This window comes from Bordetella tumbae (genome assembly GCF_054780995.1).
The window spans coordinates 193,899-208,041 of record NZ_BAAGVG010000024.1 but is presented as its reverse complement, the minus strand read 5'-3'; the positions used below and the strand labels follow the sequence as shown (position 1 = coordinate 208,041).

Below are 14,143 nucleotides of genomic sequence, written 5' to 3'. Positions count from 1 at the left end.
TCGATTTGATTTTGCCGCGCCTTGACGCGCGCGGATACCTGTTTCTCGGAGCTTCGGATGAAGATCAGCAACGCACGTGTCATCGTGTGCAGTCCTGGACGCAACTTCGTTACCCTGAAAATAGAAACCGACGAGGGCCTCACCGGCATCGGCGATGCGACGCTGAATGGCCGCGAATTAGCGGTGGCCAGTTACCTGACCGATCATGTCATACCCTGCTTGATCGGCCGCGATGCTCATCAGATCGAGGACATCTGGCAGTTCCTGTATCGCGGCGCCTATTGGCGGCGCGGGCCGGTCACCATGTCGGCCATCGCGGCAGTCGATACGGCGCTGTGGGATATCAAGGCCAAGGCCGCTGGCATGCCGCTCTATCAACTGCTGGGCGGCAAGAGCCGCACCGGTGTCATGGTATACGGCCACGCCAATGGGCGCGACATCGACGAAACGGTTGACGAGGTGTTGCGCTATCGCGACATGGGCTACCGCGCCATCCGGGCGCAAAGCGGCGTGCCTGGCCTGAATGCGGTCTACGGCGTAGGTCGTGGACGTATGTTTTACGAGCCCGCCGATGCAGATCTGCCATCCGAGCACGACTGGTCTACCGAGAAATATCTGGACCACGCCCCTAAACTGTTTGCACGCGTGCGCGATGCCGTGGGCTGGGACACGCATCTGCTGCACGACGTCCACCACCGCCTGACGCCCATCGAGGCAGGGCGCTTGGGCAAGTCGCTGGAGCCTTATCGGCTGTTCTGGATGGAGGACGCCACCCCTGCCGAGAATCAAGAAGCGTTCCGGTTGATCCGCCAGCACACCGTGACGCCATTGGCGGTGGGCGAGATATTCAACACCGTATGGGACTGCAAAGACCTCATCCAGAATCAATTGATCGACTATATCCGCACCACCGTGGTCCACGCGGGAGGCATCACGCATCTGCGCCGGATCGCTGATCTGGCATCGCTGTATCAGGTACGCACCGGATGCCATGGCGCGACAGACTTGTCGCCAGCGTGCATGGGCGCTGCGCTGCATTTTGATCTGTGGGTGCCTAATTTCGGGATCCAGGAATACATGCGTCATACCGACGAGACTGATGCGGTCTTTCCCCATGCCTATTCCTTTGCCGACGGCATGATGTATCCGGGCGATGCGCCGGGGCATGGCGTGGATATCGATGAAAAGCTTGCAGCGAAGTATCCGTATCAGCGTGCGTATCTGCCGGTGAATCGTCAGGCGCACGACGGTACGTTGTGGAACTGGTGATGAGGTCTTCCCGCTCTGAGACTCAGCGGCTGGGGGCCAGCAGCTTGGCTCACTTACCCGCTGATATTGGGCGCCCAGGTTACGACCGAGCACAGTTGCTGCCAGGTATTGTTCACCTGGGCATCGGTGCATTTCACCGTGCCCATCAGGCGCCTGTCACCGACATGGCGCTCGGGGCCACTGGTGATCTGCGCTGGGGAATTATTGGCGTATCGTTGCGCAGTCCCGATACGCGCGACGCTTTGTTGCCGCAAGACGGCTTTTATACGCTGTCACTGCGCGACACGGATGCCGGCGGCGCATCGCGCGAGACGTTATCCATCGTAGGTTCGGTTCTGCGTGTGTTGGTGGCAACTGAGGACCCAGGCGCCGTACTGGCACAGATTGCGCATCCCGGCACCCGTATCGTCAGCCTCACCGTGACCGAAAAGGGCTATTGTCACGAGCCCGCCACGGGACGTTTGCGTCGCGACGATCCGGATATCGCTCACGACTTGGCTGACAGCGAGACGCCACGCAGCGCCATCGGCATGCTGGTGCATGGTCTCGCACGCCGTCGCGATGTCGGTTTGCCGCCGGTTACCTTGCTCTCATGCGATAACCTGCCTTCTAACGGCGATACGCTACGCGGCTTGGTGCTGGAATTTGCGAGGCTGCGCAATCCTGGTCTGGCGGAATGGATCGCCGCGCATTGCACCTTTCCCAATTCCATGGTGGATCGCATTGTGCCGCGCACGACCGATGCCGACCGTCAGCGTATCGCGGCACGGTTGGGGATGGACGATGCCTGGCCTGTGGTCGGAGAACCGTTTCTCGAATGGATCATCGAGGATCGCTTCGTCAACGGCCGCCCTGCGTGGGACCAACCCGGTGGCGCCCGTTTTGTCGAACACGCTGCGCCATTCGAGCATCTGAAGCTGCGCATGGTCAATGGGCCGCATTCCGCGCTGGCCTATCTGGCGGCATCCGCAGGGCTGGACACGGTCAGTCAGGCGATGGCCGACCCTGCATTGCATGACTATCTCGATGCCCTGATCAGAGAGGAAATTGCCCCCACACTGCGGTCTGTGCCCGGCGTCGATCTCGCTGCGTTACGCAAGCGTCTGTTGATGCGCTTTGCCAACGCTGCGTTGCCGCATCGCACACAGCAGATCGCCATGGACGGATCCCAAAAACTGCCGCAGCGCTTGCTGGGGACAGTGCGCGACCGTATGCATGCAGGAGCCGGTTATCAACGATTGGCTTTGGCATTGGCGGCTTGGATGCATTATTTGCGGGGGCATGACGAGCAGGGAAAAGCCTATCCGATACAGGATCCCTTGGCAGAGGAATTGCGAGCCCGCCTCGCATCCGTGGAACAGGAGCGCGACATCGATATTCAACGCGCGCGTGCATTGATCGGCTATGCACCGGTCTTCGGCGATCTTGCCGGATGTGAGGAACTCATTATCGAGGTGGCGCGCCATGCGGCGGTATTGAGACAACAGGGCGTGCGCGCTGCGGCGCGACAGGCAGTGTGAGCACCGTGCCGAGGTACGAGAGGCTCCCGTTGTCTGGCGATGGATCCGCCGTGTTTCTATCGACCGCCGCGGTTTGTCGGGCGGTCGGTTTTTTCTGATGGGATGAGCGTGGATATGACTACGGACGACACATCGAATTTATTGCGTCATTGCGGCACCGCCACGCTGCGGGAATGGGGGCGAGACTGTCTGCTGGCCATGGACGTTTCCGAGACCGACGCGGCCTGTGTGGCAGATAGCCTGGTCCAGACCAGTCTATGGGGTATAGATTCTCACGGTATCGCGCGTTTGCCGCATTATCTGAATCGCCTGGCGCATGGCTCCATCCTGCCGCGCCCGGACATCCGCGTCGTGCAGAGCGGCCCCGCCACGGCACAAGTGCATGGCGGCCAAGGCTTGGGTATTGTCGTCGCGCATCGCGCCAATGCACTGGCCATGGACCTGGCACGAGAAACAGGCATCGCTGCGGTAGGCGTCAGCGACTCGTCTCATTGCGGTGCCGTCGGTCTCTACAGCCGTGCCGCTGCCGAGGCTGGCCTGATCGGCCTTGCGTTTACGCACTCTGATTCCATCGCAGCGCCTTTTGGCGGCTATGTCCCATTTTTAGGCACCAATCCCATTTCCGTGGCGGTACCTCGCCACAATGCTGCCCCAGTATGCTTGGACATGGCCTCGACCGCTATCCCTTGGAACCGAGTGATGAACGCTCGTCGCGAGGGCCATGAACTCCCGCCGGGTATGGCCTTTGATGTAGATGGCAACGAAGCCACCGACCCTCAGTTAGCTCGTGCATTACGCCCGCTAGGCGGCCCGCAACAAGGGTACAAGGGCTACGGCCTCGCGTTGATGATCGAACTGCTGTGTGGACCATTGAACGGCAATCCATTCGGTCCGCATATCTCACCGATGTACGAACAGTTGGACGTGGCTCGCCGATTGGGGGCGTTCTTTATCGTGATAGACCCTGCGCGTTTTGCCGGCGGCCCTATGTTGGGCGCTGTGGTTGCTCAAATGGCGCAAGAGCTCGCGGCGCAACCGGGCCAGCCTCGCATGCCCGGCGACCCCGAGCAGTCGGCCCAAGCGCAGCGTCTGCATGATGGCATTCCCATCGAGCCCGGGCTATGGCGGGAGTTTATGCAATGGAGTGATCGGTTACATCTGTCGCCACCCACAGTCGCTGATGCGGCATGACTATCGACTACACCGTCCCGGGGTCGTCGCCTGGGGCCTCGGCAATGACTTCCTCGGCCTGCCTGCTGCCGAATCGCTCGGCAAATTGGCGTGTGAATACCGCGCCAAAAAAGAAAATCTGCGCGGAATAATAAATCCACAACAACAGCGCAATCATCGACCCTGCAGCGCCATACGCAGATACTGCGCCGCCACGGCCCAAGTAAAGGCCTATCCCCCACTTACCGATCAGAAACAGGCCGGCGGTCACAATCGCACCAGGGATAACGTCACGCCAGGGGATATTGATGCTGGGCAGCAGCTTGTACACCACAGCAAACAGCGCTGCCACCACTGCAAAGGAAAACAGATTCGACATCCATTCGGCCACCGTCGCGAAAACCGAGTTCGTCCACAGATCGCCGTAATACGCCTTGGCCCCGCCCAGCGCCGCGTTCATCATCAGCGACAGCAGCAAAAACATCGCCAGCACCAGCACCAGCCCAAAAGACACCATCCGGCTGCGAACCATGCCTTGCAGACCCGATTTGCGGTTCTTGGTCGCGTCCCACAGCTCATCCAGGCTGGCCTGCAGTTCCGCAAATGCGGTCGTCGCGCTGAATACGAGAATCGCAATGGACAGCAGCGCCGCGATCCAGCCCCCGCCCGACTCGTGGGCGCTGGCCAGCACAGTCTGGATCACCTCGGCTCCGCGTGTCCCTATCATGTCGTGGACTTGCGCAAAGAGCTCCGAGCGGACGGCTTCCTCGCCGAAAAATACGCCCGCCACCGCAATCACCAGAATCAACATCGGCGCCAGCGAAAACACCATATACAGCGATAGTGCGGCGCCCTTGCTCGATGCGCGGTGTTTGGACCACTGCTTGCCTGATTCGACAAGCAGTCCATAGATCTCCGAGGGACGCAGTAATTTCAGCAGACGGGCAGGGATAGGCATGGCGTGCGGCGGAATGCAGTCAGAGTGTCTGCATTGTAGGGGGCGTTCCCGTGATGTTACAAATCCCCCCGTGCTGATCACTTACTTCACTTGAAAAGTCATTTTCCCGACAGCAGGGAGCGCGTCCGACGAGACGGCACGCCAGTCCACTCGATACGTGCCTGCACTCAACTTACTGGCGGGTGTGATGACCATTGTCTTGCCGTCGCCGGCACCCGCCACGCTGATTTTCATCTTCATTTCGCCATGGTTCGCCATGCCCGGCATGCTCGTCATGGTCAAGCTTGCTGCCGACGACTGCGTCGCCAGAGTTTCGGAGAACTTCAGTTCAATAGCGGTCGGCGCCGCTCCTTCTGATTTGTCTTTCGGTGTAGAAGACAACAGCTCGGGTTGCGCAATCGCAGCGGTAGCAAATAGTGTGCCGGCGGCTGCCATCGCGAGCTGTGCTGCAAGGCGGGAAATGTACATGGAAACTCCAGTTGCATTGAGGTTCAAGTTAAAACCAGAAGCGCACGCCCGCCACGAAACGAGTCTGTGTCGTTCGTTCACCCTCGGCGCGCACGTAGTCGGCGGTCTTTCCAAAAGTCGCGGCCTGTTCTATGCCTATGTAGGGCGCAAACTGCCGGTGCAGTTCGTAGCGCAAGCGCAGTCCAACCGCGCCCTCGGACAAGCCGCTGCCGATTTGGCGAGCGGGATCGTCTTTACCAAAGAGCTGGACCTCGACCTTGGGTTCGAGTATCAGTCGCTGGGTGAGGAGCATTTCATAGCTCGCCTCGAGACGCAGCGCGGTGCGGCCGCCGCTGCCAACGTAGGCCGTGGCATCGACTTCAAACCAATAGGGAGCCAGCCCTTGTACGCCAAATGCCAGCCACTCCCGATTAGGGCCTTCGCCGGCGTCCAAGCGCACACCCAGCTGGCTGTCCCAGTACGAAGAAATCGCGTGGCCCCATAGCAGTTCGGTCCGGGACTCTTGCAGCTTTCCTTCGGCCCACTCGCCCTCGGCCTTCATCACCAGCCGGTCGTATGTGGTGCCATACCAGCCTTGCAGAGAATAGGCTGTGCTGTCGGCGCCCTTGCGGGCAAAGCGGCGTTCAAAGGTATCGGCGCGCAGCGACATGAAACGGTGTTCTCCGTGGAGCATCAGTTTCGGAACTCCTGGCACCGCGTAGTCACCTTCGCCCAGCTTCAAACCATTGGAGTAAGCATTCGGGTCGCGTGCATCCGGTGGAGCCGAGCCACCCTGCATTTGCATGTCACCGTGATCCATTGATGGCTCGGATGCGGTGGCATTCTGTTCAGTGCCGTGGCCTGCGTGTGGGTCAGCCGCATTTACCGCAATGCTTGTCAGGGAAGCAACAGCCATGGCCAGTGCTCTGATAGGTGCTAGTTTTGACATCAACGTTTCCTTTTTTCTGCACTGGCTCAAGACACCACGACCTCGCGGAACATGCCCGCATCCATGTGGAACATCAGGTGGCAATGCCACGCCCAACGGCCAAGTGCATCGGCGGTCACCAAGAAACTCACCCGCTGCGCCGGTTGCACGGGCAGGGTGTGGCGGCGTGCCAGGAACTTTCCGTCCGGGCTTTCCAATTCGCTCCACATGCCATGCAGGTGCATCGGATGCGTCATCATGGTGTCGTTGTGCAAGATCACCCGCAGCCGCTCGTTATGGCGGAAGTGGATCGGCGTGGATTTGCTGAATTCCAATCCGTCGAACGACCAGGTGTAACGCTCCATATTGCCCGTCAGATGCAGCTCGACTTCCCGGCCCGCCCCGCGCGCGTCCATCGGGCCAGAGGGGGTGTGCAAATCAGCGAGCGTCAGTACTCGCCGTCCGTTGTTGCGCAGCCCTATGCCGGGATCGTCAAGATTGGTGCGAGCCATATCCACGCGCATATCCGTGCTCGGTCCGTATTCGGTACGGGCGTGGCGTGCCGTCGTTGACGGCGCAGTCAGGCCTCCCGCTGCAGCGGTGTGCTGACTGTGATCCATCGCCATGGCGCCATGGTTCATCCCCGCCATCGCGCCATGATTCATACCGGTCATCCCAGTCATTTCGGTCGTATCAGCCATGCCGGTCATCGAACCATGGTCCATCGATCCTTGTCCCATGGACCCATGATCCATCGACCCCATCATGTCCGCCATGCTCAGCCACTCAGCCGCATCGATTGCCGGTACGGCCGCCTGCAGTCCTTCCCGCACGGCCAGTGTTGCCCGCGCGAATCCGGAACGATCCATCGATTGGGCAAAGATCGTGTACGCATCATCACGAGGTTCGACGATCACGTCGATCGTTTCTCCGGGACCAAAGCGGAACTCGTCCACAGTCACAGGCTCGACATCGACGCCATCGACCTGCACGACTCGCAGCTTCAAACCGGGAATACGCACGTCATAAAAAGTATTGCCAGCCCCATTGACCATCCGCAACCGTACGCGCTCACCGGGGCGGAAAAGCGCTGTCCAGTTACCTGCGGGCGTGACGCCGTTGGCCAGGTACGTCAACGTTTCCGAGGACAGATCGGCCAGATCGGTCGGGCTCATCCGCATCTCGTTCCACATCTTGCGCTTGTCGAACGCCGCGCCGACGCCGTCCTGCGCCGCATCGCGAAAGAAATCGAGGACCGTAGGCTGGTGATAGTTGTAGTAGTCGCCCTGTGACTTGAGCTTGCCGAATACCCGCATTGGGTCCTCATCGGTCCAGTCGGAAAACACCAGCACGTGATCCCGATCTGCTTTGATGGTCTCGGCGCCGGCGGGATCGATGATGATGGCCCCGTACATGCCGGTCAGTTCCTGCATGCCCGAGTGCGAGTGGTACCAGTAGGACCCGCTTTGCTGGACTTTGAAGCGATAGGTGAATGTGGCTCCCGGAGGAATGCCCGCAAAACTGATCCCAGGCACGCCATCCATCTGGTAGGGCAGGATGATCCCGTGCCAATGAATGGAGGTCGCCTCGCGCAGCTTGTTGGTCACGCGGATCGTGACCGTCTCCCCCTCGCGCCAGCGCAGTGTAGGGGCGGGCAGCGAGCCGTTGATTGTCGTCGCCACACCGGGCTTGCCCGTGAAGTTCACCGGAGATTCGGCCACCACCAGGTCGAATTCGTTGCCACGTAAAATCGGCGCTGCACCAAAATTCGTCTTGGCTCCCTGGGCCATCGCCTGCATTGCCGGAACCGACAAGCTGGCTAGTACGCCGCCTGCCGCCAATCCCTGCACAAAGCGCCGGCGGCTCCGGCCAAAGGGAGGCAAGATAAATGGTGATTGAGGTGGCATAGAGAGATTTCCTCAGAGGATCAATGAAAAGCGTCGGCACAGATCCCTGCGGGCATGGAATCGCTTGTTTTGACGTGTAGCAGGCAGAATACGGATCCGCCACTTTCCGTTAAATGACCCGCGCATTACATTTATGTAATGTTCCAGTAATGTTGATGGCAGGTGGCGGTAGGTAAATTGCAGGGCAATGGTCTACTCGGAATCGCATGCTGATGCTTTACGGGGGACATACAGGAATACCAAGAGGTGCGCGATGAAATTGCTTGTGGTCGAAGACGAAAACAAGACCGCAGACTACGTTAGGCAGGGCCTCACCGAGGCGGGGTTTGTGGTGGACTTGGCTCGCAACGGGCTCGATGGCCAGCATATGGCGATGAACGAAGCCTATGACCTGATTGTGTTGGATGTCATGCTTCCCGACATGGACGGTTGGCGTATTGTTCAGTCGCTGCGAGATGCCGGTGAACGAGTGCCGGTGTTGTTTCTCACGGCACGCGGCAGCGTGGAGGATCGTGTCAAAGGCCTGGAACTGGGGGCTGATGACTATCTGATCAAACCCTTTGCTTTTTCAGAGCTGCTGGCTCGTGTACGCACGCTCTTGCGGCGCGGAAATGCTTCCGCCCATCCGGACCGTATCGAAGTCGCAGATCTGGTTCTCGATCTGCCACGCAGGCGCGCAACGCGCCAAGGAGTGCGGATCAATCTCACCAACAAAGAGTTTTCCTTGCTTGAGTTATTGGCAAGACGAAAAGGCGAAGTGCTGCCGCGCTCTCTCATCACATCCCAGATATGGGATATGAATTTCGATAGCGATACCAATGTGATCGACGTTGCCATACGCCGGCTTCGCGCAAAAATAGACGATGCGTTCGAGCCCAAGCTCATTCATACCGTGCGAGGAATGGGCTATATGCTGGATACTCCCGATGAGCAGTAAACAAGCAGGCAGTCGTCGGCCCGCTTCACTTGCATTGCGCGTAACCTTGCTTGTGGGTATCGCAACGACATTGGTATTTCTCTCATTCAACTGGGTTGTCTTGCGTGCGCTGCATATGCATTTCTCGGAGCAGGACGCGGGGGAACTGGATGCGGTGGCAAAAGCGGTCGTCAACACCCTGCAAACGGGGAGTCGTGACGACGCTTCGCTAACGCAGCGGCTGAGTGCGATCGCCGTCGGGCACCATGGGGTGTTCTATGGCGTGTTCGACAATGCGGGCCAGACTGTTTATGCCAGTCCCGGCCCTGATCTTTCTGCCATCTCCCCGCCCAGCAAGGCATCCCGATTCGATCCTGATAGCTTGTCAGTGTGGGATGAGGGCGGTAAATCGTATCGCGGTGGGGCATTCTGGGCCGAGGCTGTCGACCTTGGTGAGTCCGCGCCCCGAGTCGTCGTGGCGATGGATATCGATTTCCACGTTCATTTCCTGGATTCGTTCAAGCAGATGCAACGCTGGGCAACGGGCATCGTGCTCCTGATATCGATCGTCGTTGCTTGGTTAGCCGTCCAGTGGGGGCATCGTCCGATCCGCAAGATCACTCGAGAGATTCGGGCCATTCGTTCTTCGCAGCTCGACGTCAGGCTGCATCCCGCCGATGTTCCGATGGAACTGGCTGAGCTGGCCACATCGTTCAACGACATGATCGGCCGCCTCGAAGACAGCTTTTCCAGGCTATCGCATTTTTCTGGGGATATTGCGCACGAGCTGAGAACCCCTGTCACGAATCTGGTGACTCAGACAGAGGTAGCGCTGCGCCAGGCTCGCTCCTCTGACGAATACCGGGAAATCCTCTACTCGAATCTCGAAGAGTTTGATCGCATGGGCCGCATGATCGGCGACATGCTGTTTCTGGCTCAAACGGAAAATGATCCCGGGAATTTACATCGCTCGGATATTGATCTGGCTGAGCTGATCCGAGGATTGTTCGACTACTTTGAAGCACTCGCAGAGGATGCGGGTATTGTGCTTCGATTAGAGGGCGAGGCCCAACCGGTGCGCGCAGATAAGGAGATGATCTTGCGTGCGCTGAGCAATCTTCTGTCCAATGCGATCCGCTATACGCCTCGTGGTTCGTCGGTCACCGTCAGCTTGGCGCAGGACGAGCGGTCGACGCGAATCAGGGTGGAAAATCCCGGCCGCAAAATTCCCGAGCAGTATCTGCCCAAGTTGTTCGATCGCTTTTTCCGAGCCGATCCTGCACGTCAACGGAACTCCGCCGGTGCGGGGTTGGGGCTGGCCATCGTAAAGTCCATCGCGCAAGCGCACGGCGGTGCCGTGTCCGTCACATCGGACGACATAGCGACGAAGTTTGATTTAACGTTGCCTCGCATTGCGTAAAAAGGCCCCTACGCTGCACCTACGGCTTGCTGTCGCTCCGGCGAAAAAAACACCCTCGGAGCATAAACCCCGAGGGTGTTGATTCGGCATATCCCCGGCGTGCCGGGGATACTTCGCGACAATGGCGTGGACTTAGAAGTCCATGCCACCCATGCCGCCCATGCCACCAGGCATTGCGGGAGCAGCGGGCTTGTCTTCAGCCAGTTCGACCACAGCGGCTTCAGCCGTCAACAGCAGGCTGGCAACCGAAGCGGCGTTTTGCAGCGCGGTGCGGGTCACCTTGGTGGGATCCAACACGCCTTGCTCGACCAGGTCGGTGTACTCGCCGGTTGCAGCGTTGTAGCCGTAGTTGCCCTTGCCGCCCAGAACCTTGTCCACCACCACGCTGGCTTCTTCGCCGGCGTTGGTAACGATGGTACGCAGGGGTTCTTCGACAGCACGCAGGATCAGCTTGATACCAGCGTTTTGGTCGGGCGTATCGCCTTGCAGGCCAGCGATGGCTTGCTTGGCACGCAGCAGAGCTACGCCGCCGCCAGCAACCACGCCTTCTTCCACAGCAGCGCGGGTAGCGTGCAGGGCATCTTCGACGCGGGCTTTCTTTTCTTTCATTTCGACTTCGGTGGCAGCACCGACGCGGATCACAGCAACACCGCCGGCCAGCTTGGCCACGCGTTCTTGCAGTTTTTCACGGTCGTAGTCCGAGGTCGCTTCTTCGATTTGCACGCGGATTTGCTTCACGCGGGCTTCGATCGACTTGCTGTCGCCAGCGCCGTCGATAACCGTCGTGTTTTCCTTGGCAACTTCGATGCGCTTGGCTTGACCCAGGTCTTCCAGGGTAGCCTTTTCCAGCGACATGCCGGTTTCTTCGGAGATCACAACGCCGCCGGTCAGGATGGCGAGGTCTTCCAACATGGCTTTGCGACGATCGCCGAAGCCAGGAGCCTTGACGGCGGTGGTCTTCAGGATGCCACGGATGTTGTTCACAACCAGGGTCGCCAGGGCTTCGCCTTCGACGTCTTCGGCGATGATCAGCAGAGGACGGCTCGACTTGGCAACTTGTTCCAGCACGGGCAGCAGATCACGGATGTTGCTGATTTTCTTGTCGAAAATCAGAACGTACGGATCGTCCAGAGCGGCAACTTGCTTCTCGGGGTTGTTGATGAAGTAGGGCGACAGGTAGCCGCGATCGAATTGCATACCTTCGACCACGTCCAGCTCGTTTTCCAGCGACTTGCCGTCTTCGACGGTGATGACGCCTTCCTTGCCGACCTTGTCCATCGCGTCAGCGATGATCTGGCCGATCGACGAGTCGCTGTTGGCCGAGATCGAGCCAACTTGAGCGATTTCCTTGCTGGTGGTGACCGGCTTCGATTGCTTGGCCAATTCAGCCACGGCAGCAGCCACAGCCTTGTCGATACCGCGCTTGAGGTCGATGGGGTTGAAACCAGCGGCAACGTACTTCAGGCCTTCTTGAACGATGGCTTGAGCCAGCACGGTGGCGGTGGTGGTGCCGTCGCCGGCGTTGTCCGAGGTCTTCGAAGCAACGTCTTTAACGAGTTGAGCGCCGATGTTTTCGAACTTGTCTTTCAGTTCGATTTCCTTGGCAACCGACACGCCGTCTTTGGTGACGGTCGGGGCGCCGAACGAGCGCTCGAGCACAACGTTACGGCCCTTGGGGCCCAGGGTGGTTTTGACAGCGTTGGCGAGAACATTCACGCCACGAACGATGCGCACGCGCGCGTCATCGCCGAACAGGACTTGCTTGGCAGCCATTGTGAGCTTCCTTCGAAATTTTGTTCAGGTAATTACTGGATCACGGCGAGGATTTCTTCCTCGCGGATGACGAGCAGTTCTTCGCCGTCGACTTTCACCGACTGGCCGGCGTACTTGCCGAACAGAACCTTGTCACCAGCCTTCAGATCGACCGGCAGCACTTTGCCGTCTTCGGTCTTCTTGCCCGGGCCAACGGCCACGACTTCGCCTTGATCCGGCTTTTCAGCGGCGCTATCAGGGATAACGATGCCCGAGGCAGTCTTGCGCTCGTTGTCCAGGCGTTTGACGATCACGCGATCGTGCAGGGGACGCAGGGCCATGAGGAACTCCTGTTTCTAAATATAGAAGGTGAAAAAAATCGGGTTTCAGGCCGGGAAGCAGTGTTAGCACTCACCGGCAGCGAGTGCTAATTATAGGGATGATGGCGAGAGGTTCAAGGGGGGGAAGGGGTGTTGTTACATTTTTGGTGGGAGATTTCACGCAACTTTCGCCAAATCCAGAAGTGGCTTGGACGAAACATTCGTTCAGGTGCAGAAACCTATCGAGCGTTGAGCACATGCTCCAGCGTGTCTATGATGGGCTGATATATATGAATAACCAACAATATCGGCCTCTTCATAGCGTCCCCACCGCCATGCTGATCATCGGGGCCGCATTCTTGGGCAGCACGCTCGCGACGCCTTTTTATCTGCCGTACCAGCAAACTTTCGGATTCAGCGAATTCACCCTGACGCAGATCTATGCAATCTATGTGCTGGGCAATATGGTGGCGCTGCTGTTTCTGGGGCGCCTGTCCGACAGCCTGGGCCGAAAACCCATCCTGATGGCCGCATTGCTGCTTGCCTGCCTGTCCACCTTGCTGTTCATTTTCGCGGCTGGCACGATTTGGTTGTTCGCAGCCCGACTGGTCAGCGGGCTGGCGGTAGGCCTGGCGTCCAGCACGGGCACAGCCTGGCTGGTCGATATAGACGCTGAGCACCACACCGAGCATGCTACCGTGCGGGCGGCGGGGGCGAACTTCGCCGGATCTGCTATCGGGCCGCTGGCGGGCGGTGTGCTGTATCAGTACGCGTTCGCGCCCATGCAATTGGCATGGGTCTGCTATCTTGCCGCACTCGCTGGTGTGCTGATATTGCTGTATCGCGTGCCGGCGGGCCGGCCGACAGCATCTGGCCGGCCGGACCTGTGGCCGCGCATCGCGGTACCGCGGCGCCTGCGCCGATACTTCATCACGCCGGCCCTGACAGCCTTCTGCGTGTTCGCCTTCATTGGTTACTACCTGGCCTTATTGCCCAGTATCGTGCAGGTAATTCTGCCGTCCGGCGGTGGCCTGGCGACCGGCGCCATCATGTTCGTGCTATTCATGGGAGGGCTGGGTGCACTGCTGGCTGAGCGTCGCTTTCCTTGCGATCGTAGTATGCGCATCGGCCTGATATTGCTGGTGCCGGCGCTGTGCACATTCTATCTGGCACAGCGCGAGGCGTCGCTCTGGTTGCTAATTCTGGGTACGCTGCTCACGGCCGCGGCATCGGGTATGGGGTTCGGCGGAAGCCTGCGCGTTGTCGGCCAAATCAGCCCGTCCAGCCATCGTGCGTCGATTTCCTCCGCATACTATCTCGCTTGTTTCGTCGGCGCGTCCATTCCGGTATTAGGCATCGGCCTGGCGGCAGTACTGTGGGGTTTGTCTGCTGCCAGCTTGATCTTCACGGTAGTGACTTCCTTGCTGGTGGCGGCCGCGCTCATCACCCGTAGAAGCCGGTCCTAAAGCAGATGAAGCCGTGCCTGCCCGACTTCATCTGTTCTGAACAGGGGCAGGTCAACGTCAGCGCTCGGCA

General features: G+C 59.3%; 12 protein-coding genes. 6 read left to right on the top strand and 6 right to left on the bottom strand.

Annotated features, from left to right (window positions below; all coding sequences use genetic code 11):
- Nucleotides 1–57 precede the first annotated feature (57 nt).
- From manD to ACYVI2_RS26080, 3 genes are all read left to right on the top strand, one after another.
- Nucleotides 58–1,269, top strand: coding sequence for a D-mannonate dehydratase ManD (manD, locus tag ACYVI2_RS26090; protein ID WP_415817369.1), 1,212 nt, complete (start codon nt 58–60; stop codon nt 1,267–1,269).
- Nucleotides 1,269–2,789 carry a mannitol dehydrogenase family protein gene (locus ACYVI2_RS26085; protein ID WP_415817371.1) on the top strand — a complete coding sequence of 507 codons (1,521 nt, stop codon included), beginning with the start codon at nt 1,269–1,271 and terminating at the stop codon, nt 2,787–2,789. The genes manD and ACYVI2_RS26085 overlap by 1 nt, the downstream gene beginning before the upstream one ends.
- A gap of 114 nt (nt 2,790–2,903) precedes the next feature.
- On the top strand, nt 2,904–3,980 hold the full coding sequence (locus tag ACYVI2_RS26080; protein ID WP_415817373.1) for an Ldh family oxidoreductase: 1,077 nt from the start codon (nt 2,904–2,906) through the stop codon (nt 3,978–3,980).
- 7 nt (nt 3,981–3,987) lie between these two features.
- Here the strand turns inward: ACYVI2_RS26080 and ACYVI2_RS26075 are convergent, their stop codons facing one another.
- The 4 genes from ACYVI2_RS26075 to ACYVI2_RS26060 form a co-directional block, all read right to left on the bottom strand.
- Nucleotides 3,988–4,917, bottom strand: coding sequence for a YihY/virulence factor BrkB family protein (locus ACYVI2_RS26075; RefSeq protein ID WP_415817375.1), 930 nt, complete (start codon nt 4,915–4,917; stop codon nt 3,988–3,990).
- Nucleotides 4,918–4,998: 81 nt separating this feature from the next.
- A complete protein-coding gene (gene copC, locus ACYVI2_RS26070; RefSeq protein ID WP_415817377.1) occupies nt 4,999–5,385 on the bottom strand; it encodes a copper homeostasis periplasmic binding protein CopC in 387 nt (128 codons plus the stop codon).
- A gap of 28 nt (nt 5,386–5,413) precedes the next feature.
- The gene (locus tag ACYVI2_RS26065) at nt 5,414–6,313 is read right to left on the bottom strand and encodes a copper resistance protein B (RefSeq protein ID WP_415817379.1); all 900 of its coding nucleotides are present in this window, start codon (nt 6,311–6,313) and stop codon (nt 5,414–5,416) included.
- Between the two features lie 26 nt (nt 6,314–6,339).
- Nucleotides 6,340–8,199 (bottom strand): copper resistance system multicopper oxidase, encoded by a 1,860-nt coding sequence (locus tag ACYVI2_RS26060; protein ID WP_415817381.1) that lies wholly within the window; start codon nt 8,197–8,199, stop codon nt 6,340–6,342.
- Between the two features lie 253 nt (nt 8,200–8,452).
- On the opposite strand from ACYVI2_RS26060, the gene ACYVI2_RS26055 reads away from it, so the two are divergent.
- Complete coding sequence (locus ACYVI2_RS26055; RefSeq protein ID WP_415817383.1) at nt 8,453–9,136, top strand: heavy metal response regulator transcription factor; 684 nt, start codon at nt 8,453–8,455, stop codon at nt 9,134–9,136.
- Nucleotides 9,126–10,535, top strand: coding sequence for a Cu(+)/Ag(+) sensor histidine kinase (locus ACYVI2_RS26050; RefSeq protein WP_415817385.1), 1,410 nt, complete (start codon nt 9,126–9,128; stop codon nt 10,533–10,535). The genes ACYVI2_RS26055 and ACYVI2_RS26050 overlap by 11 nt, the downstream gene beginning before the upstream one ends.
- Nucleotides 10,536–10,667: 132 nt before the next feature.
- On the opposite strand, the gene groL is transcribed toward ACYVI2_RS26050, so the two are convergent.
- Both groL and groES read right to left on the bottom strand, forming a co-directional pair.
- Nucleotides 10,668–12,308, bottom strand: coding sequence for a chaperonin GroEL (gene groL, locus ACYVI2_RS26045; RefSeq protein WP_415817387.1), 1,641 nt, complete (start codon nt 12,306–12,308; stop codon nt 10,668–10,670).
- 32 nt (nt 12,309–12,340) lie between these two features.
- On the bottom strand, nt 12,341–12,628 hold the full coding sequence (gene groES, locus ACYVI2_RS26040) for a co-chaperone GroES (RefSeq protein ID WP_012250823.1): 288 nt from the start codon (nt 12,626–12,628) through the stop codon (nt 12,341–12,343).
- 269 nt (nt 12,629–12,897) lie between these two features.
- Between groES and ACYVI2_RS26035 the strand changes: the two genes are divergently transcribed.
- Entirely contained in the window at nt 12,898–14,073 is a 1,176-nt protein-coding gene (locus ACYVI2_RS26035; RefSeq protein ID WP_415817389.1) for an MFS transporter, read from the top strand.
- The last annotated feature ends 70 nt before the right edge of the window (nt 14,074–14,143 follow it).